The 25480-nt window shown below is 68.6% G+C and carries 22 protein-coding genes and 1 other RNA gene; 12 read left to right on the top strand and 11 right to left on the bottom strand.

The features are described from left to right. The 9 genes from mraY to rsmI all read right to left on the bottom strand — a co-directional run bounded on the left by mraY (position 1) and on the right by rsmI (position 9110). Entirely contained in the window at positions 1-1083 is a 1083-nt protein-coding gene (gene mraY, locus ACFWZ1_RS03040; RefSeq protein WP_439665406.1) for a phospho-N-acetylmuramoyl-pentapeptide-transferase, read from the bottom strand. Continuing rightward, entirely contained in the window at positions 1073-2443 is a 1371-nt protein-coding gene (locus ACFWZ1_RS03035; protein WP_439665405.1) for a UDP-N-acetylmuramoyl-tripeptide--D-alanyl-D-alanine ligase, read from the bottom strand. Before ACFWZ1_RS03035 ends, mraY begins: the two co-directional genes overlap by 11 nt. Further along, positions 2440-3918 carry a UDP-N-acetylmuramoyl-L-alanyl-D-glutamate--2,6-diaminopimelate ligase gene (locus ACFWZ1_RS03030; protein WP_439665404.1) on the bottom strand — a complete coding sequence of 493 codons (1479 nt, stop codon included), beginning with the start codon at positions 3916-3918 and terminating at the stop codon, positions 2440-2442. The genes ACFWZ1_RS03035 and ACFWZ1_RS03030 overlap by 4 nt, the downstream gene beginning before the upstream one ends. Continuing rightward, entirely contained in the window at positions 3915-5726 is a 1812-nt protein-coding gene (locus tag ACFWZ1_RS03025; protein ID WP_439665403.1) for a peptidoglycan D,D-transpeptidase FtsI family protein, read from the bottom strand. Before ACFWZ1_RS03025 ends, ACFWZ1_RS03030 begins: the two co-directional genes overlap by 4 nt. Next, positions 5723-5995, bottom strand: a complete 273-nt coding sequence (gene ftsL, locus ACFWZ1_RS03020; protein WP_231323537.1) for a cell division protein FtsL — start codon at positions 5993-5995, stop codon at positions 5723-5725. Before ftsL ends, ACFWZ1_RS03025 begins: the two co-directional genes overlap by 4 nt. Then, complete coding sequence (gene rsmH, locus ACFWZ1_RS03015) at positions 5992-6912, bottom strand: 16S rRNA (cytosine(1402)-N(4))-methyltransferase RsmH (RefSeq protein ID WP_439665402.1); 921 nt, start codon at positions 6910-6912, stop codon at positions 5992-5994. Before rsmH ends, ftsL begins: the two co-directional genes overlap by 4 nt. Positions 6913-6958: 46 nt before the next feature. Next, positions 6959-7405, bottom strand: a complete 447-nt coding sequence (mraZ, locus tag ACFWZ1_RS03010) for a division/cell wall cluster transcriptional repressor MraZ (protein ID WP_439665401.1) — start codon at positions 7403-7405, stop codon at positions 6959-6961. Between the two features lie 401 nt (positions 7406-7806). Next, positions 7807-8172: RNase P RNA component class A (gene rnpB, locus ACFWZ1_RS03005), an RNA gene on the bottom strand. Between the two features lie 110 nt (positions 8173-8282). After that, positions 8283-9110 (bottom strand): 16S rRNA (cytidine(1402)-2'-O)-methyltransferase, encoded by an 828-nt coding sequence (gene rsmI / locus ACFWZ1_RS03000; protein WP_439665400.1) that lies wholly within the window; start codon positions 9108-9110, stop codon positions 8283-8285. A gap of 87 nt (positions 9111-9197) precedes the next feature. Between rsmI and ACFWZ1_RS02995 the strand changes: the two genes are divergently transcribed. The 4 genes from ACFWZ1_RS02995 (at position 9198) to ACFWZ1_RS02980 (ending at position 13695) form a co-directional block, all read left to right on the top strand. Then, positions 9198-11156 carry a penicillin-binding protein activator gene (locus tag ACFWZ1_RS02995; RefSeq protein WP_439665399.1) on the top strand — a complete coding sequence of 653 codons (1959 nt, stop codon included), beginning with the start codon at positions 9198-9200 and terminating at the stop codon, positions 11154-11156. Continuing rightward, positions 11156-11512 carry a YraN family protein gene (locus ACFWZ1_RS02990; RefSeq protein WP_439665398.1) on the top strand — a complete coding sequence of 119 codons (357 nt, stop codon included), beginning with the start codon at positions 11156-11158 and terminating at the stop codon, positions 11510-11512. Before ACFWZ1_RS02995 ends, ACFWZ1_RS02990 begins: the two co-directional genes overlap by 1 nt. A 127-nt stretch (positions 11513-11639) precedes the next feature. Next, positions 11640-13019, top strand: a complete 1380-nt coding sequence (locus ACFWZ1_RS02985) for an FAD-binding oxidoreductase (RefSeq protein ID WP_439665397.1) — start codon at positions 11640-11642, stop codon at positions 13017-13019. Between the two features lie 85 nt (positions 13020-13104). Beyond that, a complete protein-coding gene (locus tag ACFWZ1_RS02980; RefSeq protein WP_231323525.1) occupies positions 13105-13695 on the top strand; it encodes a uracil-DNA glycosylase family protein in 591 nt (196 codons plus the stop codon). 67 nt (positions 13696-13762) lie between these two features. Here the strand turns inward: ACFWZ1_RS02980 and ACFWZ1_RS02975 are convergent, their stop codons facing one another. Then, complete coding sequence (locus ACFWZ1_RS02975) at positions 13763-14386, bottom strand: LysE family transporter (RefSeq protein WP_439665396.1); 624 nt, start codon at positions 14384-14386, stop codon at positions 13763-13765. Positions 14387-14690: 304 nt separating this feature from the next. Between ACFWZ1_RS02975 and ACFWZ1_RS02970 the strand changes: the two genes are divergently transcribed. The 8 genes from ACFWZ1_RS02970 to metK all read left to right on the top strand — a co-directional run bounded on the left by ACFWZ1_RS02970 (position 14691) and on the right by metK (position 24136). Further along, complete coding sequence (locus tag ACFWZ1_RS02970; RefSeq protein WP_439665395.1) at positions 14691-15959, top strand: nucleoside permease; 1269 nt, start codon at positions 14691-14693, stop codon at positions 15957-15959. Positions 15960-16038: 79 nt separating this feature from the next. Beyond that, on the top strand, positions 16039-18159 hold the full coding sequence (locus tag ACFWZ1_RS02965) for a TonB-dependent receptor (protein ID WP_439665394.1): 2121 nt from the start codon (positions 16039-16041) through the stop codon (positions 18157-18159). Positions 18160-18161: 2 nt separating this feature from the next. Beyond that, on the top strand, positions 18162-19265 hold the full coding sequence (locus ACFWZ1_RS02960; protein ID WP_439665393.1) for a PepSY-associated TM helix domain-containing protein: 1104 nt from the start codon (positions 18162-18164) through the stop codon (positions 19263-19265). Between the two features lie 61 nt (positions 19266-19326). Continuing rightward, positions 19327-19947: a CDP-alcohol phosphatidyltransferase family protein gene (locus tag ACFWZ1_RS02955; protein ID WP_439665392.1), complete on the top strand. Its 621-nt coding sequence runs from the start codon at positions 19327-19329 to the stop codon at positions 19945-19947. Continuing rightward, a complete protein-coding gene (locus ACFWZ1_RS02950; protein ID WP_231323513.1) occupies positions 19944-20543 on the top strand; it encodes a lysophospholipid acyltransferase family protein in 600 nt (199 codons plus the stop codon). Before ACFWZ1_RS02955 ends, ACFWZ1_RS02950 begins: the two co-directional genes overlap by 4 nt. After that, positions 20540-21481, top strand: coding sequence for a phosphatidate cytidylyltransferase (locus ACFWZ1_RS02945; RefSeq protein ID WP_439665391.1), 942 nt, complete (start codon positions 20540-20542; stop codon positions 21479-21481). Before ACFWZ1_RS02950 ends, ACFWZ1_RS02945 begins: the two co-directional genes overlap by 4 nt. Before the next feature lie 92 nt (positions 21482-21573). Continuing rightward, complete coding sequence (gene dusB, locus ACFWZ1_RS02940; protein ID WP_439665390.1) at positions 21574-22560, top strand: tRNA dihydrouridine synthase DusB; 987 nt, start codon at positions 21574-21576, stop codon at positions 22558-22560. 364 nt (positions 22561-22924) lie between these two features. Further along, positions 22925-24136, top strand: coding sequence for a methionine adenosyltransferase (gene metK, locus ACFWZ1_RS02935; RefSeq protein ID WP_231323507.1), 1212 nt, complete (start codon positions 22925-22927; stop codon positions 24134-24136). A gap of 73 nt (positions 24137-24209) precedes the next feature. Here metK and ACFWZ1_RS02930 read toward each other — a convergent pair whose 3' ends face one another. After that, positions 24210-25265 carry a D-alanyl-D-alanine carboxypeptidase family protein gene (locus tag ACFWZ1_RS02930; protein WP_439665389.1) on the bottom strand — a complete coding sequence of 352 codons (1056 nt, stop codon included), beginning with the start codon at positions 25263-25265 and terminating at the stop codon, positions 24210-24212. Between the last annotated feature and the right edge of the window lie 215 nt (positions 25266-25480).

Raw genomic sequence — 25480 nt, 5'->3', positions numbered from 1 at the left:
TCAGCGCACCTTCAACGTGGCAAGGCCGATCAGCACCAGCACGACGCTGATGATCCAGAAGCGCACGATCACCCGCGGCTCGGGCCAGCCCTTGAGCTCGAAGTGATGGTGGATCGGCGCCATGCGGAAGATGCGCTTGCCGGTGAGCTTGAAACTCGCCACCTGCAACATCACCGACACCGTCTCCAGCACGAACACGCCCCCCATCACGATCAGCACGATTTCCTGGCGCACGATCACCGCCACGCAGGCCAGCGCCGCACCGATGGCCAGCGCGCCGACGTCGCCCATGAAGACCTGCGCCGGATAGGTGTTGAACCAGAGGAAACCCAGGCCCGCGCCGGCCAAAGCCCCGCAAAAAATGGAGAGCTCGCCCGCGCCGGGAATCGAGGGGATGCCCAGGTATTCGGAGAACACCTTGTTGCCGGCGAGGTAGGCGAACACGCCGAGCGCCCCGGACACCAGCACCGAGGGCATGATCGCCAGGCCATCCAGTCCGTCGGTGAGGTTCACCGCGTTGGAGAAGCCGACCACCATGAAGTAGGCGACCACCACGAACAGCGCGCCCAGCGGCAATGCCACCTGCTTGAACAGCGGCACGTACAGCGCGGTCTCGGCCGGGAGCTGGGCCGTCTTGAAGAGGAACAGCGCCGCCGCCAGCCCGAACACCGACTGCCAGAAATATTTCCAGCGCGAGGCCAGCCCGCGGCTGTCCTTGAGCACCAGTTTCTTGTAGTCGTCATAGAAGCCGATCACGCCGAAGGCGATCAGTACGGCCAGCACGATCCACACGTAGCGGTTGTGCAGGTCGGCCCACAACAGCGTAGCGATCGCGATCGCCAGCAGGATCATCACGCCGCCCATCGTCGGCGTGCCGGCCTTGACCAGGTGCGTCTGCGGGCCATCGCTGCGCACCACCTGCCCGGCCTTGAGGGCGGCCAGCCGCATGATCAGGCCCGGACCCAGCAGCAGCGACATCGCCAGCGCGGTGAGCGCGGCCATGATCGTGCGGAAGGTGATGTACTGGAAAAGGTGCAGGGCGGTGAAGTGCCGTGCCATCCAGTCGGCCAGCTCAAGCAGCATCGACAGGGCCTCCGGAGGCGTGGGTTTGTTCTTTGAGTGAGGACACGACCTGCTCCATGCCGGCCGAGCGTGAACCCTTGACGATGCAGGTCACGCCCGCGTGCAGCTGGCGTGCCAGCGACGCGGCCAGCGCGGCCTTGTCGGCGTGGTGTTCGCTGCCGCTGCCGAAGGCCTTGGCCGCGCCTGCGCTCAGCGGCCCGACCGCGAACAGCCGGTCGATGCCAGCCGCCTTCGCGCGCGCGCCGATGCTTTCGTGCAGTGCGCGCGCATCGGCACCGAGCTCGGCCATGTCGCCGAGCACCAGCCAGCGCTCGCCGGTGGCCAGCGCCAGCGTGTCGATCGCCGCGGCCACGGAGCCGGGGTTGGCGTTGTAACTGTCGTCGATCAACGTCCAGCCACCCGACATCGCCTCGCTGCGCAGCCGCCCAGCCACGCCAGGCACGTGCAGCAGGCCGGCGACGATGGTCGCCAGCGGCACGTCCAGCGCCAGCGCGATCGAGGCGGCCGCCAGCGCATTGGCGATGTTGTGGCGCCCGGCCAGCGGCAGCGCCACCTCGGCCTCGCCCTCGGGCGTGCGCAGCAGGAAGCGCGAACCGTCCACGCGCTGCTCCAGGATGGTCGCGCCCACGTCGACGTGACCGTCCAGGCCGAAATGCAGCGTCGCGCGCGAACCGGCCAGGCCTTCGAAGAAGCCGGCGAAGGCATCGTCGGCATTGATGATCGCCACGCCGTCGGCCGGCAGCGCCTGGTACAGCGCGCCCTTCGTTTCGGCCACGCCCTCCAGACTTCGCATCCGCTCAAGGTGCGCCGGCGCGATGGTGTTGACGAGGCCGATATCGGGCCGCGCGATGGCGGCGAGGTAGGCGATGTCGCCCGGCTTGCCGGCGCCCATTTCGAGCACCGCGTATTCGGTGTCGGCGGGCATCGCCAGCAGCGTCAGCGGCAGTCCCAGTTCGTTGTTGTAGTTGCCCGCGTTGACGTGTGTGCGGCCGTGGCGCGAGAGGATCGAGGCGGTCAGTGTCTTGACCGTCGTCTTGCCGTTGGAACCGGTGATGCCGACCACGCGCACGTCGCGCTGCGCGCGCACCGCGCTGGCGAGGTCGCCGAGCGCAGCCTGGGTGTCGTTGACCAGCACCTGTGGCAGGTCGACGTCCACGCGGCGCGTGACCAGCGCCGCGGCAGCACCGCGCAGCGCGGCCTCGCGCACGAAGTCGTGGCCGTCGACGCGCTCCCCCTTGATCGCCACGAACAGCTCACCCGCCTGCAGTCGGCGGGTATCGATCGCCACCCCATCCACCTGGAGGTCGGCGCCGAGCAGGCGCCCGTGTGTCCATACCGCGATTTCGGAGAGGCGCATCATGCGTGGTTCTCCCTGGCCGGTTGCGCAAGGGCGGCGCGGGCGACAGCGAGATCGTCGAACGGACGCTTGCCGGCAGCACCTTCCTGGTAGGTTTCGTGACCCTTGCCTGCGATCAGCACGACGTCGTCCGCGCCGGCCTGGGCGATGGCCGTGCCGATCGCGGCGGCGCGGTCGCGCTCGATCGCGGCCGGACGCCGCATGCCGGCGCGGATCTGCGCCACGATGGCGTCGCCGTCCTCGCCACGCGGGTTGTCGTCGGTGACGATCGCCACGTCGGCCAGGCGCTCGGCAATCGCGCCCATCTGCGGACGCTTGCCCGCATCACGCTCGCCGCCGCAGCCGAAGACGCAAATGAGGCGGCCGGCGCAATGCGCACGCAGCGCGGTGAGCGCCTGCTCCAGCGCATCGGGCGTGTGCGCGTAGTCGACCACTACCAGCGGGTGCCGGCCATCGCCGCCGAGGCGATTCATGCGGCCGTTGACCGGCATGAGCGTCTGGATTACCTCGACGATGCGTGCGAACGGCTCGCCCAGTGCCCCGAGGCAGGCCACCACGGCGAGCAGGTTGGCCACGTTGAAGCCGCCGAGCAACGCGCTGCGGATTGCCTGCGCGCCCCAGGGCGTAATGAGCTGGAAGGCCAGGCCCTCGGCGGAGGTCACGATGGCCTGGGCACCGACGTCGGCGGCGCCCACGATGCTGGTGCGCAGTACGCGCACGCCGACCGGTAGGCGATCGGCCAGGGCGCAGCCGAACGCGTCGTCCACGTTGATCGCGGCCGCCTTCAAACCAGGGCAGGCGAACAGCTTGGCCTTGGCGGCGCCGTAGGCCTCCATCGTGCCGTGGTAGTCGAGATGGTCGCGGGTCAGGTTGGTGAAAGCCGCGACCTCGAAACCCACCCCACCCACCCGGCCTTGCTCCAGGGCATGCGAGGAGACCTCCATCGCCACGTGCGTCGCACCCCGGTCGCGGAACCGTGCGAGCAGGCGCTGCACGCTGATCGCATCCGGCGTAGTGCGCTCGCCTTCGTCCAGCGCGCCATACAGGCCGGCGCCGAGAGTGCCGATGCTCGCGGCGGTGCAGCCAAGTCGCGACAGAGCCTGGGTAATGAGCTGCACGGTCGAGGTCTTGCCGTTGGTGCCGGTGACGCCGACGATGCGCAACGCGCGCGAGGGGTGGTCGTAGAAGCGCGCGGCGATCTCGCCCAGGCGCGCGTGCAGGTCGTCAATCCACAGCACCGGCACGCCGGGCGTGAAGCCGGGCACCGCCGGCGCCTCCGCGAGCACCAGCGCGGCGCCGCGCGCCACTGCCTCGGCGGCGAAGGCGATGCCATGCGCGCGGGTGCCGGACAACGCGATGAAGGCTTCACCGGGACGCACCTGGCGCGAGTCCAGACTCAGTCCGCAAATACGAAGATCGCCGAGCGCACCCGCGTCGGCGAAACCATCGAGCAGATCAGCGAGGAGGCGCGTGGTCACGGCTCGTCCTCGACAGGTGCGTCGTCGATCGGCGGATCGACCGGCGGTTTGCTGCCGGCCAAGCCATTCGGGCTCATCAACGGCCCGCCGGCGTACCAGCGCCCGATGTTGTCCGGCGGCACGTCGAGCAGGCGCAGCGCCCCTTCCATGACGCGCGCGAACACCGGCGCTGAAACCATGCCGCCGTAGTAACTGCGCTTCTGCGGGTCGTCGATGATCACTACGCCGACCAGCCGGGGGTTGCTCGCCGGCACCAGGCCGGCGAAGGCGGCGGTGTAGTTGTTGCGCGAATAGCCCCCGCCGGCGGCCTTGTGCGCCGTACCGGTCTTGCCGGCCACGATGTAGTTGGCGATGCGTGCGGTGGTGGCGGTGCCGCCGGGAGCGGTAACCGTTTCCATCATCCGCACGATCTCGTCGGCGACCTGCCGCGACACGATCGCCTTGGCTTCGTTGTCGGCGTCCTTGATGAAACTGGGCGAATGCATGACGCCGTGGTCGCCCAGCGTGGCGTACGCGTTGGCCAGTTGCAGCGGCGTCACGTTCAGGCCGTAGCCGTAGCCCATGATCGCCTGTTCCAACGGACGCCAGTCGCGGCCGATGCGCAGCAGGCCCGAGGACTCGCCTGGAAAGCCGCTGCTGGTGCTGTTGCCGAAGCCGAACGCGCGGTACGTGTTGTACATGAGCGCGGTGTCGAGCGTCATGGCGATGCGCGCGGCGCCGACGTTGCTCGATTTGGTGATCACGCCGGTGGGCGTGAGCAGGCCGTAGTTGTGCGTGTCGTGGATGTCGTGACCCTGGAAGTACCAGTGGCCGCCGGTGGTGTCGATCAGCGGGGCGGTCGGCGTGTACTTGCCGCTGGAGAGCGCCGCGGCCATGAGCACCGGCTTGATCGTCGAGCCGGGCTCGATCAGATCCGTGACGGCACGGTTGCGCCGGTCGGAGAACTTGCTGCCGGACAACGAGTTGGGGTTGTAGGTCGGCAGGTTCACCATCGCCAGCACTTCGCCGGTCGGCACGTCCAGGATCACCATCGACCCGGAGGACGCATCGAACTCGGTCAGCGCGTTCTTCAGCTCGTTGTAGGCCAGGAACTGGATGCGCCGGTCGATGCTGAGCATGAAGCTCTTGCCCGGCTTGGGCTCGCGCACCTGCTCGACATCCTCGACCACGTGCCCCATGCGGTCACGGATGACCCGCTTGGCGCCCGGCTTGCCGGAAAGCCAATCGTCGAAGGCAAGCTCGAGCCCTTCCTGGCCATGGTCGTCGATGTTGGTGAAGCCGAGCACGTGCGCGGTTACTTCGCCCGACGGGTAGTAACGGCGGTACTCGCGCTGCGCATTGATGCCCGGGATGTCCAGGTCGAGCACGGCTTCGGCTGCCTCCGGCGGCATCTGCCGGCGCAGGTAGACGAACTCGCGGTCGGCGCGCTGCGCCAGGCGCTCCTTGAGCTCGCCCGCGTCCACGCCGAGCGCGGCGGCCAGGTCGGGAATGCGGTCGGCGCTCTCCAGCACCTGCGGCGGGTTGGCCCAGATCGACATCACCGGGGTGGACACCGCCAGCGGCTCGCCGTTGCGATCGAAGATGGTGCCGCGCGACACCGGGATCTTCACTTCGCGCAGGAAACGCGCGTCGCCCTGGTCCTGGTAGAACTGCTTGCGCATCACCTGCAGGTCGAACGCGCGTGCGACCAGCCCCAGCGAGGCCAGCGACAGCACGCCGACCACCAGCATCATGCGCTTGCGCGCGCTGGGACCGGCGCCACGGCGGCGGCCGGCGGAAGGTTGCGGGAGCGGGCGGCGCAGGCTCATCGGCGCACCAGCTGGATGTCCTGCGGCCTGGGCGTGACCATGCCGAGCTTGCTGCGCGCCTCTTCATCGATGCGTCGCGGTTCGGCCCAGGTCGCCTGCTCCAGTTCGAGCCGACCGTACTCGACGTTGAGTTCGTCGCGCTGGTTCTGCAGGCGGGTCAGGTCGACGAACAGCACGCGGCTCTCGTGGCGCGTCCACACCACGCCGATTGCGCTGGCCAGCACGGCCAGCAGCAGGATCACGAGCGTGACGCCGCCGAGCGCCCTCATGCGAGTTTCTCCGCCACGCGAAGCACCGCCGAGCGGGCCCGTGGGTTGATCGCCAGCTCCTCGTCGGACGGGAAGCGCGCCTTGCCCACCGCTGCCAGCCGCGCTGGCCTGGCAGCCACCGGCGGGCCGCGCCGGCTGCCCTGCACGCGACCGGAGTGGTCGCGGATGAACTGCTTGACCGCGCGGTCCTCCAGCGAGTGGAAGCTGATCACCGAAAGCCGCCCACCGACCTTGAGCCGCTCCAGCGCCGCATCAAGGCCGCGCTGCACGGCATCGAGCTCACCGTTCACGCGGATGCGCAACGCCTGGAAGCTGCGCGTGGCCGGGTGCTTGCCCGGCTCGCGGCGACCGATGGTGCGCTCGATCAGCGCGGCCAGCTCGCCGGTGCGCGCGATCGGCGACTCGGCACGACGCGCCACGATGGCTCGGGCGATCTTGCGGCTGAAGCGCTCCTCGCCGAAGGTCCACAACACGTCGGCGATCTCGTGCTCGTCGGCCCGGGCAAGGAACTCCGCCGCGCTCTCGCCCTGGGTAGTGTCCATGCGCATGTCCAGCGGCGCATCGGCCATGAAGCTGAAGCCGCGCTCGGCTTCGTCCAGCTGCGGCGAGGAGACGCCGAGGTCGAGCAGCACGCCGTCCAGGCCAGCGGCCGTTTCGTCCCACTCGGCCAGCTCGGCGAAGTTGCCGTGGCGGATCGACACGCGCGGATCGCCGGCGAACGCTTCGCGGGCCGCGGCGATCGCGGCGGGGTCGCGGTCCATCAGCAGCAGGCGGCCGTCGGGCCCCAGGCGCGACAGCACCGCGCGTGCGTGACCGCCGCGCCCGAAGGTGCCATCCAGATACCGCCCGCCTGCCTGCACGGCTAGGCCCTCCACCGCTTCGCCCAGCATCACCGGGATGTGCCGCAACTCGGCCACGCCGCACCCTCCCGTCCCGTATTCGTTCCGCACCGAAGCCCGCGCCTTACAGGCGCAGGTCCGCCATGTCGTCAGTGATGTCGTCTTCGCCGAGGGTCTGGCGGATCTTGGCCAGGTGGGCCTGTTCGCTCCACAGCTCGAACTTGTTGCCCATGCCCAGTAGCACCGCCTTCTTCTCGATGCCGGCGGCGCCACGCTGGCTGGCCGGCAGCAGGATGCGCGAGGCGCCATCCGGCTCAACCATGGTCGCCGCACCCACCAGCTTCATCTGCAGGTTGCGGTGGGACGCCTTGACCATCGGCAGCGCATTGACCTGGTCGCGCACCGTTTCCCACTCGGCGTAGGGGTAGATCCACAGGCAGCCCATTTCGAACGGGCTGTAGGTGACCACCAGACGATTGGCGCACTCGCCCGCGACCAGCTCCCGATACGCAGTCGGGATGGCCAGTCGGCCCTTGTCGTCAACGGTGATGGCGGTTTCGCCCTGGAACACCCGTGCAGACTCCACTGATTCCCACGATTTCACACAGGGTCCCACGATACGTCTCGCCTTTTGAGACGTCAAGGGAATTTTGCTTGCGAATCAAAGAGAAAGGCGGAAGTGTGGACGTATTTCCAGCCGTTTCAGAGGAAGGTCTGCAAGGTGGTTGAAAGCAAGGGGTTTTTCCGAACAGGATGTGAGGCACGTCACGGGCGTTTCGCTACCCGGACAGCCTGGACATGAACTGCCGTTCAGGGCCCGGACCGGGGCGCCCGTAGGGGCGGCTGGCATGCATCCACCCGGGCGCCACCGCGTCGCCACCACCGGGTGGAACGAAAAGGGCCAGGGCGGCGCAATCTTCCGCGCCACCCTGGCCCTTCCCTGGCGGCGCGCCCGAAGCGCGCCGCCGCAAGAGGCGGAGCCGGCCTGTAAGCCGGGTTCTGTACGTCTTGCGACGCGACAGTCATTCCTCTCGGCCAGGCGTCACCGCCTGGCTCCAGCGACCTACCCGGGAACAACGCGGGCCGCGTTATCGTTCCCCTATTCGGTCTTGCTCCGGGTGGGGTTTACCGTGCCGTGCGACGTTGTCCCCGCACGCGGTGCGCTCTTACCGCACCCTTTCACCCTTACCTGATCCTCTTGCGAGGCCATCGGCGGTCTGCTCTCTGTTGCACTGGCCGTCAGCTCGCGCTGCCCAGGCGTTACCTGGCACCCTGCCCTGTGGAGCCCGGACTTTCCTCGACGCACTTGCGGTGCGACGCGACTGTCCGGCCGACTCCGCGAGCCATTGTAATGGGCCCGGGCAGGGATTGGGGATTGGGAAAGACAGGCGCGGCAGGGTGGGCTTCAGCCTACCGGTCCCGATGCGCAACGGTGGCCTGAAGCCCACCTACATCTGATAGAGCGCCTTGCGCGGCGCACCGGTGATGGCCGCGGCAAGCCTGGCCGCCTTGGCCGGAGGCAACTCTTCGCGCAGCAGCGCGAACACGCGCTGCCCTTCAGCCAGCCGCGCGTCCGTCTCTTCCCCGCGGCCAGCCACCAGGATCACGCACTCGCCGCGCTGCTGGTCCGGGTCATTTGCCACGCGAGGGGCGAGCTCGTCGAGCGGTTCGCCGATCACCGTCTCGAACAGCTTGGTCAGCTCGCGTGCCAGCACCGCCTCGCGCGCGCCACCGAATGCCTCGCGCATGTCCGCCAGGCTTTCGGCCACGCGATGGGACGACTCATAGAAGATGAGCGTACGGGGCTCGCCGGCCAGCTCCTGAAGGCGGCTGCGCCGTGCCGCAGCCTTCGGTGGCAGGAAACCTTCGAACACGAAGCGGTCGCTCGGGAGCCCTGCTACCGACAGTGCCGCGACCGCCGCGCAGGCACCCGGCACCGGCACGCAGCGGATGCCCGCCGCGCGTGCCGCCCGCACCAGGCGGAATCCCGGATCGCTCACCAGCGGCGTCCCCGCGTCGGAGATGAGCGACACCGCCTGTCCTTCCAGCATCCGCCGCACCAGTCCATCAACGACCTCGCGTTCGTTGTGCTCGTGCAGCGCCACCAGCGGCACGTCGACGTTGTGGTGAAGCAGCAACGGACGGCTGTGGCGGGTGTCCTCCGCGGCGATCACGTCGGCGGCGCGCAGCGTGGCGATCGCGCGCGCCGAAATGTCGTCGCGATTGCCGATCGGCGTGGCGACCACCGACAGGCTGCCGGGCTGGACAGTAGGCATGGGAACTCCAAAAGGCGGCGCGCAAAGGGCTCGCGGCACGATCGGCTATGATCGCTCACCATGTCGATCACGACCAAGGGACACTCCATGCGACTGCTCCGCGCCGCCGGCCTCGGCCTGCTGATCGCCTTGGCCTCAAGCGCCTGCGTGCCGACCAAGGTGACCCGCTCGCCCCAGGAACTTGCCGCCGCGCAGCACGCCGGACAGCTCGCCAACCAGGGGCAATTCGACCAGGCCATCCAGGCCTACCTCGACCTGGGCCGCCAGACCGGCGACACCGACCACTACAACATCCTGGCGGCCGAGGTGTACCGCGAGGAAGGCGCCCTCGAGCAGGCCGCACCGCTGCTCGACCAGGTACGTCGCCCGCGCCTGCAGGACGAGGACGCCGCCCGCTACGACCTGCTCCGCGCGGAGCTGGCGCTGGCCCACCACGACGCGCACACCGCGCTGCAGCTGACCACCCAGCCCTCGCCCGTCCCGCCGACGCTCGAACTGCGCCTGCTCGAACTGCGCGCGCGGGCGATGGAAGCCACCGGCGACCTGTGGGGTGCGGCGCGCACGCGCGTGCAGATGGATCCGCAGCTCGAGGGCCTCGACCACACGCAGAACCGCAAGGAGATCCTGGACTTGCTTGGCCGCCTGGGTGTCGAGCCGCTCAAGCGCCGGGGCGCCGCGATGCAGGCTGGCGATCGCATGCTGCCATGGATCAACGAGGCGCTGACCCAGCTCGGCGTGCCGGTGGCGCAGCCGCAGCCCGATCTGGACCAGCCGGTCGGCACCATGCTTCCCGGCGCGGACGCCAACGTGCGCGAGGGCTACCGCATGCCCGCGAACGTGGCACTGCTGCTGCCGCTGGGTGGAAACTTCGCCGGGGCCAGCGGCGCCATCCGCCAGGGCTTCTTCGCCGGTTACGCCGATGCCGCGCGCACCAAGGCGCCGCGCGCGAACGTGCGGGTGTACGACAGCGGCGGTACCGCAGACGGCGCGATCAAGGCTTACCAGCAGGCCACCAGCGATGGCGCTCAACTGATCGTCGGCCCGCTCACCCGCACCGAAGTGGCCGCCGTATTCGGGCAGCCCCAGCTGCCAGTCCCCTTGCTCGCGCTCAACCATCCGGACGACAGAAGCCTGCCCGCCGCCGGCGCCACCGAGTTCGGCCTGCTGCCCGAGAGCGAAGGCGCACTGGCCGCTGACCACATGGTCGAGCGTGGCATCCATAACGCCTACGTGGTCGTATCCGACGACGACTTCGCCCAGCGTGCCGCCGGCGCGTTCAAGGCCGAACTCGAAGCCCGCGGCGGCCGCGTCGCCGGAATGGCCACGCTGCCGCCCGGCAAGGTGAACTACGCCAACGCCATCGCCGGACTGAACATGCCGACCACGGCCACTCCGCTGGCCGGAACCGAACCGGCGGAGGCCGCCTCGGCGCCAGCCGCGGCCGGTAGCGCGGAGACCCTTCCCGCGCCGGTGCCGACGGGCGACACCGGCATCTTCGTCAGCATGCGACCGGAGCAGGCGCGCCTGCTGCTGCCGCAGTTGCACGTCGCACACGTCGGCCTGCCGGTATTTGCCACGTCGCATATCTATGCCGGCGTGGATGACGCCGCCGCCAATCGCGACCTCGATGGCGTGGAGTTCTCCGATGCGCCGTGGCTGTTCGACGCCCAACCGGGGATGCCCAGCCATGATGCGATCGCCTCCAGACTGCCCGCCGCGCGCGGCACCTCGGCGCGGTTGTTCGCCTTCGGCATGGACGCATGGAACCTGGTGCCCTACCTCGACTGGCTGCGCGACCACCCGGGCAGTTACCTGCCAGGCGCCAGCGGCCAGCTCGCCGCAGACCAGTTCGGGCGCATCCGCCGCGTGCTGATCTGGGCGCGCTTCCAGGACGGGATCGCCCGTCCGCTGACCGGCAGCCTGCAGCTGGATGACGTGCCCTCGGCCGCCCCGCCGGTGGACGAAGGCACGCGCACCCCGATACCGGCGACATCCGCCGGTGTACCGCCGGCCGCCTCGACCACCCTGCCGCCCGCCGGCCACTGATGCGCGCCGCAGGCGCCGCCTTCGAACAGCGCGCCTGCCGCGAGCTGGAGCGTGCCGGACTCAAGGCGCTGGCGCGCAACTACAACACGCGCCACGGCGAGCTGGACCTGGTGATGCGCGATGGCGACACCGTGGTGTTCGTCGAGGTGCGCTACCGCGTGCGGGCCGGCCATGGCGATGCCGCGGCGTCGGTCACGCGGTCCAAGCAGGAGAAGCTGATCCGCACCGCGCAGCTGTGGCTGGCGGCGCACGGCCAGCACGCCAACCGCCCGTGCCGCTTCGACGTGGTCAGTTACGACGGCCCCGCGGCCGACGCATCGATGCATTGGCTGAAGGGTGCCTTCGAAGCGGAATGACCGCTGCTCCGCGAGGCGAGCATCCCGTGCTCCCGGGAGGTCTCAGGAACAACCCGCGCCGCTTGCGCTACTGTCGATCGGCCACTCCGCCCGCTCCTTCCGAAACGCCCAGTGGGAGCCATGCTCCATGCCGTTATCCGACTCGCTGCTCCAAGCGCTCCATTCGATCTTCGGTGACGCCCTCCACACCGGTCCCGCCGAGCGACTGGCCTACGCCTACGACAACTCGCGCCTCAACGCGCAGCCCGACGCGGTGGTGTTTCCCACCGGGCACGCGCAGGTCGAGGCGCTGGTGCGCGCCTGTCGCGACCACCGCGTCCCGCTCACCGCGCGCGGGCGCGGCAGCAACACCACGGGCGCCACGGTGCCGGTCGAGGGCGGCGTGGTCGCCAGCTTCGAGCGCATGAACCGCGTCCTGCGCATCGACCCGGCCAACCGGCTGGCGGTGGTCGAACCGGGCGTGATCAACGGCGACCTGCAACGCGCGCTGGCGCCGCATGGCCTGTTCTGGCCACCGGACCCGAGTTCATCGCCGTGGTGCAGCATCGGCGGCAACCTCGCCTGCAATGCCGCCGGACCGCGCGCGGTCAAGTACGGCACGCCGCGCGAGAACACGCTGGGCCTGCGCGCGGTCGCCGGCACGGGCGAAGGATTCCGCTGCGGCACATACACCAGCAAGGGTTCCACCGGATACGACCTCACGCGCCTCCTGATCGGCTCGGAGGGCACGCTGGCGCTGATCACCGAAGCCACGCTCAAGCTCACGCCCCGCCCTTCCACCATCCGCACGCTGCGCGCGACCTACCGCGACGTCGGCGCCGCCGCGCAGGCCGTGGCGCGCATCATGGGCCAGCCTGTCACGCCGTGCGCGCTGGAGTTCATCGACGAAACGGCGCTGAAGCTCGCCCGTGCGCATGCCGGCGACCACGTACCGCTGGCCGGTGCGCTGCTGATGATCGAGGTCGATGGCGAGCCGGAGACGCTCGACTCCGCCGTTGCTGCCGTTTCCGCTGCCGCCCGCGGCGACGGCCTCCTGTCCCTCGATGCGGCGGCCACCGCCGAAGAGGCACAGCAACTGTGGGCCGCGCGCAAAGCCCTCTCGCCCGCACAACGCACGATCGCGCCGGACAAGATCAACGAAGACGTGGTGGTGCCGGTCAGCCGCCTGCCGGAGCTGGTGCAAGGCATCCAGCGGCTGGCAACAAAGCACGACGTGCTGATCGTCAGCTTCGGCCACGCCGGCAACGGCAACCTGCACGTCAACCTGTTGCCGCGCGATGCCGCCGAACGCGAGCGCGCACACGCCTGCCTCGCCGGGATCTTCGCGCTGGTGATCGAACTCGAAGGCACGCTTTCGGGCGAACACGGCATCGGACGGATCAAGCGTGAGTTCATGCCGCTGGCGCTGGCGCCTGAAACCCTCCATCTGATGCGCGAGGTCAAGCGCGCGTTCGATCCCGACGCCATCCTCAACCCCGGCAAACTGCTGCCTGCCGGTTCTGCGTAGGAGCGTGGGCGATGCGCAGGTGCGAGCGGGAGCTCGCCCACAAGCGTGTTCCTAAAAGATGCGCGCGGTGTGCCACCATTTCGCGATGCCTTCCAAGCTCGATCGCCTTCTCGCCGAAATCCGCGCATGCCAGCTCTGCGCCGCCGACCTCGCACATGGCGTGCGCCCCGTGCTGCAGGCCTCGGCCACCGCGCGGCTGCTGATCGTCAGCCAGGCGCCCGGGCGCAAGGTGCACTTGAGCGGCGTGCCGTTCAACGACGTGAGCGGCGAGCGCCTGCGTGACTGGCTGGGCATCGACAAGGCGACCTTTTACGACGCCCGCCGCGTGGCGATCGTGCCGATGGGTTTCTGCTTTCCGGGCAGCGCGCGCGGCGCCGACCTGCCGCCGCGGCGCGAATGCGCACCGGCCTGGCATCCGCGGCTGATGCCGCTGCTGAAGAAGGTCGATCTGACCCTGGCGATCGGCCGCTACGCACAGGTCGGACTGCTCGGCACGCAGGCGGGCGCCAGCCTCACCGAGACCGTGCGCGACTGGCGCACGCACCTGGCTCGCGGCGTGCTGCCGCTGCCACACCCGAGCCCGCGCAACCAGCCCTGGACCCGGCACAACCCATGGTTCGCGGAGGAGCTGCTGCCGGTGTTGCGTGAGCGCGTAGCGCACGCATTGCGCCCGTAGATGGGTTTCAGCCCATCAGGCCTCGGCGGAGTGGTGGGCTGAGGCCCACTCTACGCGTCCTGATCGATCAGCCGCGGCGGGCGAGGATGAGGTGCAAGCCGAAGGCGACAAACACCGCGCCGGCAAGGCCATCGATCCACCGCGCCAGCCGCAGGTAACCGCGACGCATCGCCGGCAAGGCGAAGAACGCAGCCACCAGCGCGAACCAGCTGAACGTCTCGGCCACGATCAGCGCCCACAAGCCCCAGCGCGTCGCCACATCCACGCCCTGGCCCAGGAAGGCCGAGAACACGCTCCCGAAATAGACCACCACCTTGGGATTGGCCAGGTTGGTCAGCAGTCCGGCGCGCAGCGTGGCCAGTTCGCCGCCCGGCATGGCGGCCGCACCGCCATGCGTCACCGACGCTTGCGTAAACGCACCACGCAGCATGCGCAACCCCATCGAGGCCAGGTACAACCCGCCGGCAATGGCGATCACCTGTTGCAGCCATGCCAGCCTGTGCAGCACCAGCTGCAGGCCGAGCAGTGCCAGCGCCGACCACCACGTGATTCCCAGGGTGATGCCCAGCACGCCGAAAAGCGCCTGTCTGCGCGAGTGGCTGACGGCAGTCTGCGAGACGAAAAAGAAATCGGGGCCGGGACTGAGCAGCGCGACCAGATGAACGAGGGCGATGGTGAGGAACAGGTGCATGGCGTGTCGTTCGGTGCGGGGTGCGGTCAGTCTAGTGGCGGTCGCGCCCTGCTTGCGGGTACTCCCTCCACCTGGCGCTACCTCGAAGGGAAGCAGCCGAGGCTTTCACCTGCGCCTTGGACGGTCTGTTGCCGTCCCCTAAGCCAAGGTCGGGCGGGATGGGTTGGTCAGCACGGAGGTGAGCGCACGCGCTGCGCCGCGCCTTGCCCGCCCGCATCCCTTTCTCTAACCTGCCCAACTTTGCAGCCAGGGTCCTCGTCCCGCGGCTTTTGCAGGGGAAAAAGCACATGCGGGACTTTGCGCCATGAACATCAAGCTGCGTCTGATCGTGATGAACTTCCTGCAGTTCTTCGTGTGGGGTTCGTGGCTCACCACCATCGGGGCCTACTGGTTCCAGACCCGCCACTGGGGCGGCGCCGAGTTCGGCGCGATCTTCTCCACCATGGGCATCGCCTCGCTGTTCATGCCGGCGATCACCGGCATCATCGCCGACAAATGGATCAACGCCGAGCGCCTGTACGGCATCCTTCACCTGGGCGGCGCGTTGATGCTTTTCATCGTGCCGACGATCGACAACCCATCCACGCTGTTCTGGGTGATGCTGGTCAACATGTGCTTCTACATGCCGACCATCGCGCTCTCGATCACGGTGGCCTACAACGCGCTCAAGACCGAGGGCGTGGACATCGTGAAGGTGTATCCGCCGATCCGCGTGTGGGGCACGGTCGGCTTCATCGTGGCGATGTGGGCGATCAGCCTGCTGCACATCGAAACCTCGCCCGACCAGTTCCGCATCGCGGCCATCGCGGCCGTGCTGCTGGGTCTGTACTCGTTTTCGCTGCCGGCCTGCCCGCCGCGCGATACGCGCCACACCTCGATGGTCGACGTGCTCGGCCTGCGCTCGTTCGCGCTGTTCAAGAACTACAAGATGGCGGTGTTCTTCCTGTTCGCGATGGCGCTGGGCGCCGCGCTGCAGCTGACCAACGCCTACGGCGACACCTTCCTGCACGACTTCGGCAAGATCGATGCGTACAAAGGCCTGATCACGGTGCGCTATCCGAACATCGTGCTGTCGATCTCGCAGATGTCCGAAACGCTGTTCATCCTGGCGATCCCGTTCTTCCTCAAGCGCTTCGGCATCAAGACCGTGATGCTGATCAGCATGGTCGCCTGGGTGCTGCGCTTTGGCCTGTTCGCCTACGGCAACCCGGCCGAACTTTTGTGGATGATCATCCTGTCGAACATCGTCTACGGCATGGCGTTCGACTTCTTCAACATCTCCGGCTCCTTGTTCGTCGAGGGCCAGGCCGACCCGAAGATCCGCGCCAGCGCGCAGGGCCTGTTCATGCTGATGACCAACGGCGTGGGCGCGGTGCTGGGCAGCTCGATCAGCGGGCAGGTGATCGAACGGTTCTTCACCGCCCCGGACGGCGCGCTGCTATGGCATGGCATCTGGCTGAGCTTCGCCGGCTACGCGCTGGTGGTGGCGGTGCTGTTCGTGATCCTGTTCCGCCACAAGCACATTCCGGAGAATGCGGCTCGGGCAAACCTGGGGCATCAGGCAGGCATCTGACCGCAGTCGCGCGTCACTTCTTGCTTGTTGTTGAGAATCATTTTCATTAGCATGCACAGCCTTCCCGCTGGAGGCTGTCATGTCGTCGTCCGTACGCCCGCTCGCGCTCGCCCTGACCCTGGCCCTGGCGGCCCCGCTGCACGCCGCGGACGCGCAGCAGGCGACCAACCTGGAGCGGGTCGAGGTTTCCGAGAGCACCCTGCGCCTGCCGCGCAGCCAGGGCGCGCTGCCGATGACGATCACCGTGATCGACCGACAGGACCTCGCCAACCAGCTGGCCATCACGCCGGACCTGGGCGACGCCATCGGCGCGCTGGTGCCCTCCTTCGCGCCATCGACGCAGAAGCTCTCGGTGCGCGGCCAGACCCTGCGCGGGCGCAACCCGCTCTACATGATCGACGGCGTGCCGCAGTCCAGCCCGCTGCGCAACGGCTCGCGCGATGGCTACACCATCGACCCGGCGATGATCGAGCGGATCGAGATCGTGGAAGGCTCCAACTCGCTGCAGGGGCTCGGAGCCGCGGGCGGCATCATCAACATCATCACCAAGCATGCTCCGGCGAAGGACGGCATCCGCCAGGAAGTCACGCTGGATGCGAGTGCGCCGACCCAAGGCGCCGATGGCCTGGGTTACGGCGCGGCATGGCTGGTCGGCGCGCGATCGGGTGCGTTCGACCTGGTCGCTGGCGCCTCCTGGCGCAAGCGCGGCATGTATTCGGATGCACACGGCCGGCTGATCGGTGTCGACGGCACCCAGGGCGACCTGATGGATTCGAAAAGCCGGGACGGCTTCGCCAAGCTCGGGTACACCTTCGCCGGCGAGCGCCGCCTGCAGCTGACCGCCAACCGCTTCGACCTGCAGGGCAACGGCGACTACACCGCCGTCTCCGGCGACATGGACGCGGGCATTCCCACCACTTCCGTCCGTGAAAAGCAGCCGGGCGAGGCGCCGCGCAATCGCGTGCTGACCACGAGCCTGGACTACCGCGACCCGCACCTGGCCGGCGGCGAATTGCGCGCGCAGCTCTACCACCAGCGCAACCGCGAGCTGTTCGGCGGCGGCACCTTCGGTACCTTCCAGGACCCGACCTACGGCGCGGTGGTGTTCGACCAGTCGCAGAACGAATCGGTCAAGGACGGCGCGCGGCTGTCGTGGTCGCGCCGCGGCCTGCTCGAGGACAGGCTGACCGTGCTGGCCGGCGCCGACGGCTACCGCGACCGCACCCACCAGTCGCTGGTGCAGACGAACCGCAACTGGGTCCCGCCGAGCACCTACACCGGCTGGGCGCCCTTCCTGCAGGCCGAGTACTGGCCGCTGCAGGTGGTGTCGATCAATGCCGGCCTGCGCCAGGAACACGGCCGGCTGGAAGTGCCGACCTTCCGCACGCTGGCGTCCTATGGCGGCGTGACCGTCGACGGCGGCTCGCGCAGCTTCAAGAAGACGCTGCCGAACATCGGCGCGGTCTGGTACCTGACCGACACGCTCAATTTGTTCGCCAGCTATGCCGAGGGCTACACCCTGCCCGACGTCGGCCGCGTACTGCGCGCGATCAGCACGCCGGGCCAGCGCGTAAACGACTTCCTCGACCTCAAGCCCGTGGTGTCGGACAACCGCGAGGCCGGCGCCGAGTACGCGGGCGCGGCGTTCAACGCGCGCATCAGCTACTGGACGTCCGCATCGAAGCTCGGCGCCCTGCTCGTTTTCGATGCGCCCAACCAGGTCTACAACGTGGCACGCCAGCGCACCGAGATCAGCGGCTGGGAAGCGCGCGCCGGCTGGACGCCGCGCGAGGGAACGCGGCTGGACGCCTCCTACGCGATCAACCACGGCCGCTCCGACCGCGACGGCGACGGCCAGGTGGATTCGGACCTCGATGGCGCCAACATCGCGCCGAACCGCCTGAACCTTTCATGGACCCAGCGCTGGAATGGTGCGCTGTCGAGCTATCTGCAGCTCTCGCGTCTGGCCAGCCGCGACTTCGCCACGCTGGGCGAGCGCACCGCGCACTTCGACGGCTACGTCACCGCCGACGCTTACCTGAAGTGGCACGCCGGCACCGCGGGCGAGTGGACGCTGGGCGTGCAGAACCTCGCCAACAAGCAGTACATCAACTACGTCTCGCAGACGGTCGGCGACGACGACTCGTACTTCGCCGGCCGCGGACGCACCGTGTCCCTCGCCTGGCAGCAGGTGTTCTGAGCATGCGCGAGGTCGTCCATCAGGCCGCGCCGCCGCACTCCTCCCGCGGGATCCGCCACTGGCTCCGCAAGCTCCACCTGTGGCTGGGCCTGAGCCTGGGAACGGTGTACGCGCTGATCGCCTTGAGCGGCAGCGTGCTGGCACTGCAGGGGCCGTTGCTGCGCACGCTGCATCCGGAAATGTCCGCGCACACCCTGCCCACGCCGGCGCAGGAAGCGACGGTGCTGGAACGCATCGCGCGCGAGTGGTCGCCAAGGGGCTTGCGCAGCGCCGACCTGCCGGACACGGAATTGCCGGTATGGCAGCTCTACTTCAACGGCGGCGTGCGGCGCTACCTCGATCCGGCCAACGGCGAGTTGCTGCTCACCCGCACGCCAGGCAACGATGCGTTGCTCGCCCTTCGCGACTGGCACACGCACCTGCTCGCCGGTCATGCGGGCGAAACCTGGCTCGGCGTGATCGGTTGGTTCAGCCTGTTCATGCTGGTGTCGGGCGTGGTGCTGTGGTGGCCCGGGCGCGGACGATTCCTGGCACACCTCAAGCCTCACGCGCAGCCGCCGGTGCGGCGCTGGCTGAGTTGGCACCGCAGCTTCGGGGCGCTGAGCCTGCCGGTGGTGCTGCTGGTGACCCTCACTGGCACGCTGATGTGCTACCACGCGGGTACCCGGCAAGCGCTGCACGACTTGTTCGGCGACGCGCCGGAGGCGCCGCAGCCAGCGACCATCAGCCTGCGGCAGGGTCCGATCGACTGGACTGCCGTGCTTGCCGCCGCGCGACAGGCGCTGCCGGACGCGACGCCGGGGCGGCTGACCTTCCCGGATGCACGCGACGGTCGCGTGACCCTTCGCGCCCGTGTGCCGGGCGAGTGGAACCCGACCGGGCGCAGCATCATCTGGATCGACCCGTATGACGCACGCGTGCTCGGTACGTCGGACGCCACCCGCGCCGACACCGGCGTGCAGGTGAACAATGCGATCTACCCGGTGCACGCCGGCACCACCGGGCCGCTCTGGCACGCGCTGGTGATCGTCTCCGGCCTGCTGCCGCCGTTCTTCCTGGTGACCGGCTTCCTGTTCTGGCGCGCGCGCACAAAACGCCGCGGCTGAGCCTGAAAACCCGCCTTCCCGTGCTCGCGCTAGCATGCGCGCAGGCCACGGGGGACACGCCATGCAGGACGCCAATCGACGCCCGATTGCCGTGCGCGGTAGCGGCTGGGCGCAGCGCATCGCCGAAGTACTGGCACGCAGCCAGCTGACGCCCAACCAGATCTCCCTCCTCAGCGTGCTGTTCGCGTTGGCCGGCGCCTGGACGCTGCTCGCCCTGCCCGGCGCGGTCGGCGCGCTGCTTTGCGCGCTGGCGATCCTGCTGCGGCTGCTGTGCAACCTGTTCGACGGCATGGTCGCCGTCGAAGGCGGCAAGGGCACCGCGACCGGGGCGCTGTACAACGAACTGCCCGATCGGCTGGCCGATTCGTTGTTCCTTGTTGCGTTGGGCTACGCGATCGCGCTGCCCTGGCTCGGTTGGCTGGCCGCCCTGCTGGCCGCGCTCACCGCCTACATCCGCGCGCTGGGCGGCGCGCTGGGCCAAGCGCAGGACTTCCGCGGACCCATGGCCAAGCCGCATCGCATGTGGCTGCTCGGCATCGCGCTGGTACTGGCGGCACTGCTGCCGGCGTGGCGCCAGCCGATCCTGCTGGCGACCGCGGCGATCATCGCGATCGGCTCGGCGCTGACCTGCGTGACGCGCACCCGCGCGATCGCTGCGCGGCTCACGGACGCCGGCGCATGATCACCTCGCGCCTCCTGGTCGGCCTGGTGCGCCTGCTGGTCGGCGCGCACGGCCGCTGGCTCGGCTGCGAGCCCAAGCCGGTGCAGCGCATCTACTTCGCCAACCACAGCAGCCACCTGGACACGCTGGCGCTATGGGCCGCACTGCCGCCCTTGCTGCGCCAGCGCACGCGACCGGTCGCCGCGCGCGACTACTGGGGCAAGGGTGGACTGCGCGGCTTCATCGCCGAGCACGGCTTCCACGCTGTGTACATCGAGCGCGATCGCGAGCGCCGCCAAGGAGATCCGCTCGAACCCTTGTGCCAAGCGCTGGCCGCGGGCGACTCGCTGATCATCTTTCCCGAAGGCACACGCAGCCCGGATCCCCTGCCGCAGCCGTTCAAGGCCGGCCTCTACCACTTGGCCCAGCGCCATCCGCAGGCCGAGCTGGTGGCGGTCTACCTGGACACGCTGCACCGCGCGATGCCCAAGGGCAGCCTGCTGCCGGTGCCGCTGACCTGCATGGTGCGCTTCGGCCGCGCGCTGCGCCTGGCCGAGGGCGAGGACAAGGAAACCTTCCTGCAACGCGCCCACGCGGCGGTGGTGGAGCTGGCATGAGCCCGCAACAGAAATTCTGGACCGTGATGGGCGCCGTGCTGGCGTTGCTGGTGGTGGCGAGCCTGGTCGGCTGGGCGCTGGCGCGGCGCGCGCGCAGCGATGGCTCGCGCGAGGTCATCGCCAACTTGAACGCCCGCATCGGCGCCTGGTGGTGGATGGTGGCGATCCTTTGCGTCTGCTTCCTGCTCGGGCGCGTCGCCACGCTGGTGCTGTTCGCGCTGGCCTCGTTCTTCGCACTGCGCGAGTTCCTCACGCTGACGCCGACCCGTCGCGGCGACCACCTGCCGCTGGTGCTGTGCTTCTACCTGGCGATCCCGCTGCAGTACTGGCTGATCGGCATCGACTGGTACGGGCTGTTCGCGATCTGCATTCCGGTTTATGGCTTCCTGCTGCTGCCGGCGATCACCGCGCTGGGCGGCGATACCGAGTCGTTCCTGGAGCGCACCACCAAGATCCAGTGGGGCCTGATGCTCACCGTCTACTGCATCAGCTATGCGCCCGCGGTGTTGCTGCTGCACGTACCCGGCTACGAAGGACAGAACCTGTTGCTGCTGCTTTACCTGTTGCTGGTGGTGCAGATCAGCGACGTGTTCCAGTACGTGGTCGGCAAGCTGTTCGGGCGGCGCAAGCTGGCGCCGTCGGTGAGCTCGTCCAAGACGGTCGAGGGTCTGGTGGGCGGTGGGTTGTGCGCAGTGGCGGTGGGCGCGGGCCTGTGGTGGATCACGCCGTTCTCGTTCTGGGGCTCGGCCGGGATGTCGCTGGTCATCGTGATCGCGGGCTTCCTGGGCGGACTTGCGCTGTCGGCGGTCAAGCGCAGCCTGGGTGCCAAGGATTGGGGACACATGATCGAGGGGCACGGCGGCATGCTGGATCGGCTCGATTCGGTCAGCTTCGCCGCGCCGGTGTTCTTCCACCTGGTGCATTACGCATTGATGTGATGCCTTTCGTAGGGTGGGCGTCAGCCCGCCGCCCGGGTCGCGGAAGAGCGGTGGGCTGAGGCCCACCCCGCGGGACCTCGTACAATGGCCGGATGCAGATCGGTCCCTACCGCATCGACCCTCCCGTGGTGCTCGCACCCATGGCCGGGGTCACCGACAAGCCTTTCCGCCTGCTGTGCAAACGGCTGGGCGCGGGGCTGGCCGTGTCGGAAATGACCACCGCCGATCCGAAGCTCTGGCATACGCGCAAGTCGCTGCACCGCATGGACCACGCCGGTGAACCGGAGCCGGTCAGCGTGCAGATCGCAGGCTACGACCCGGGCATGCTCGCCGAGGCGGCGCGCTTCAACGTGGCCAACGGCGCGCAGATCGTCGACATCAACATGGGCTGTCCGGCCAAAAAGGTCTGCAACGTGTGGTCGGGCTCGGCGCTGCTGCAGGACGAGCCACTGGTGGCGCGCATCTGCAAGGCGGTGGCCGGCGCGGTCGAGGTGCCGGTGACGTTGAAGATCCGTACCGGCTGGGATCGCGAGCACAGGAACGCCTTGAACATCGCGCGCATCGCCGAGGACAGCGGCATCGCCGCGCTGTCGGTGCACGGGCGCACGCGCGCGGACAAGTACGAGGGCGAGGCCGAGTACGCGACCATCGCTGCGGTGAAGGCCGCCGTGCGTATCCCGGTGCTCGCCAACGGCGATGTCACCAGCCCCGAGCGCGCCCGCCACGTGCTCGACGTAACCGGCGCCGACGCGGTGATGATCGGGCGCGGCGCGCAGGGACGGCCATGGATTTTCCGCGAGGTCGCCCATTACCTCGCCACCGGCGAGAAGCTGCCCGAGCCCACGCCGGCGGAGGTCGCCGCGATCCTGCTCGGCCACCTGGAACACATCTACGCCTTCTACGGTGAGCATGCGGGCGTGCGCATCGCGCGCAAGCATCTGGGGTGGTATGCGAAGGATCGGCCGGAGAACGCGGCGTTCCGGCATGTGGTCAACCGGGCCGAGAGCGCTGGCGAGCAGTTGCGACTGACTGCCGAGTACTTCGCCGGCCTGGGCGAGCTTCAGCGCGCCGCAGCCTGACACCCGCAGATCGAACCACCCTTCCGGAGAGGGTCGGATGAGGAGCCGCGGCTTGCGGGGAACCTCATCAGGCCGCGCTTGCTACAAAGCTCGCACCAGATGCCCTTGTGGCAAGGCTGGTCCCTCGCCTCCAGTCCAGCGGAGGGAGGGCGCAGGGCCGCGGCGCGTCCATCCTCATCTCGCCAGGCACCAGCCCTCCCAGGCGAAAACGAGCCCCGGGCATTTGGCCATCCAGCCGTCCGCCGCCTGAACAGGTATGAAACCTTGACCCCCGGGTAGTACGCTGGCCTGCAATCCGCCGCGCTCGCGTGTATCATGCGCGGCTTCTTTATCTCTGTATCCGAAAGGAAGGATATAACCCGCGATGAGCAACTACCTCTTCACCTCCGAGTCGGTCTCCGAAGGCCATCCCGACAAGGTCGCCGACCAGATCTCCGACGCCGTCCTCGACGCGATCCTCGCGCAGGACCCGCGTGCGCGCGTGGCGTGCGAGACAATGGTGAAGACCGGCGTGGCGATCGTCGCCGGCGAGATCACCACCTCCGCCTGGATCGACCTGGAGGGCCTGACCCGCAAGGTGATCCTGGACATCGGTTACGACTCCTCCGAAGTCGGCTTCGACGGCGCCACCTGCGGCGTGCTCAACCTGATCGGCAAGCAGTCGCCTGACATCAACCAGGGCGTGGACCGCAAGAAGCCCGAGGAACAGGGCGCCGGTGACCAGGGCCTGATGTTCGGCTACGCCACCAACGAGACGAAGGACTTCATGCCGGCGGCGATCTACTACTCGCACCGGCTGGTCGAGCAGCAGGCGAAGGTCCGCAAGAAGAAGAATTCGCCGCTGCCGTGGCTGCGCCCGGACGCCAAGAGCCAGGTTACCCTGCGCTACGAGAACGACGTGGCCGTCGCCATCGACGCGGTAGTGCTCTCGACCCAGCACGACCCGGGCGTCAAGCAGAAGGACCTCATCGAGGCCGTGCGCGAGGAGATCTTGAAGCCCGTGCTGCCGGCCAAGCTGCTGCACAAGGGCACGAAGTTCCACATCAATCCGACCGGCAAGTTCGTCATCGGCGGTCCGGTGGGCGACTGCGGCCTGACCGGCCGCAAGATCATCGTCGACACCTACGGCGGCTGGGCTCGCCACGGCGGCGGCGCGTTTTCGGGCAAGGATCCGTCCAAGGTCGACCGTTCCGCGGCCTACGCGGCGCGTTACGTGGCCAAGAACGTCGTGGCCGCCGGTCTCGCCGACCGTTGCGAAGTGCAGGTCTCGTACGCCATCGGCGTGGCCGAGCCGACCTCGATTTCGGTGACCACCTTCGGCACCGGCAAGATCGGCGACGAGAAGATCGAGAAGCTGATCCGCAAGCACTTTGACCTGCGCCCGTACGGCATCATCAAGATGCTCGACCTGATCCACCCGATGTACCAGCAGACCGCCAGCTACGGCCACTTCGGCCGCCAGCCCTACGAGATGAAGGCGGCCGACGGCTCGACCTTCACCGCGTTCTCGTGGGAGAAGACGGACAAGGCCGAGGCGCTGCGCGCCGATGCCGGGCTGAACGGCAAGCGCAAGTAAGCGTTTCCGGCACGAAAAAAACCCGCGGCCTGCCGCGGGTTTTTTTATGTCTCGAAGGACGCTCGACGCGGCGTCAGTCGTCGCCGTTCTTGGCGGTCGCCGCGCGCCGGGCCTTGCGGTCGGCCAGCTTGACCGTGTGATGGCTCGCGCGATGGCTGGAACGACGGGCCGTCGCCGCCTTGCCATGATGTTTCGCATGCCGCGGCACCGACGCCGGCGCCGGATCGGCCTCGGCGTTCGCGATGGGCGAGAGCGCGGCCAGTACGCGATGGGCCACGCCCGTGGCCGGTTGGCCGGCGGCGGCCAGCGCGGCAGCCGCGTCGGCCTGCTCGAAGCCGGCATCGAGCAGGCTCGCCATCAGCTGGTCGCGCTTGGCCGCGGTGCGCCCGCCCAGCACCACGGCGAACAGGCGGTGGTCGTCACGCACGGCGGTGGAAGCGAGGTTGAAGCCCGAGGCCGCGATATAGCCCGTCTTCAACCCGTCCATGCCTTCGTAGCGTTCCATGAGGTGGTTGTGGCCGTGCACCACCCGCCCCTCGAAGGTGAACTCCGTGGCCGAGAAGTAGTGCGCGTATTGCGGGAAGTCGCGGTACAGCGCCATCGCGAGCGTCAGCAGGTCGCGCGCGGTCGAATAATTCTTCGGATCGGGCAGGCCCGAGGCATTGTCGAAATGCGTGCCGGCCATGCCGAGCAGTGCCGCCTGGGCGTTCATCATGTCGGCAAAACCCGCTTCGGATCCGCCAATGCTTTCCGCCGCCACGGTGGCCGCATCGTTGGCCGACTTGGTCACCATCGCAAGGATGCAGTTCTCCACCGAGATGTTCTGACCCGGGCGCAGGCCCAGCTTGCTCGGCTGGCGATTGGAGGCCCAGCGGGATACCGGCAGGTTGTCCTCGAGCGTCAGGCGACCGGCCTTGAGTTCGCGGAAGGTAAGGTAGAGCGTCATCATCTTGGTCAGCGAGGCAGGGTAGTTCTGCTCGTCGGCGTTGACCTGGCCCAGCACGCGTCCGGTAGTGGCGTCGACCACGATGGCCGCCTGTCCGGCGTGGGCCACGCTGGCGACCAGCCACAACAGGGCAACGACCCACAGGGCGCCGAGCCGGCTGGGCGAAAACGATTCTGTAGTCACACCTGTTAGTCCCCGCCGCCGACGACGTCATGTAGCGTTGAACAGACCTTAACGCACGGCAGCTCTGAAAAGCCACAAGTTCGTCATGCAAATGGCTGTTGTGCCGGCGCTTTGTGGCGAGGATGTCGAGCAGGTCCGGTCGAGTCCGCTTGGAAGAAGGCCCTTTTTTGTAGGGGCTGGCGGCAGCGCAGGTCAGCGGCCTGGGCCACTCCTTT

Source organism: Frateuria sp. GZRe14 (assembly GCF_051900395.1).
Lineage (GTDB): Bacteria > Pseudomonadota > Gammaproteobacteria > Xanthomonadales > Rhodanobacteraceae > Frateuria_A > Frateuria_A edaphi.
Note: the sequence above shows the minus strand (reverse complement) of the source record. Positions and strands in the feature narration are given on the sequence as shown.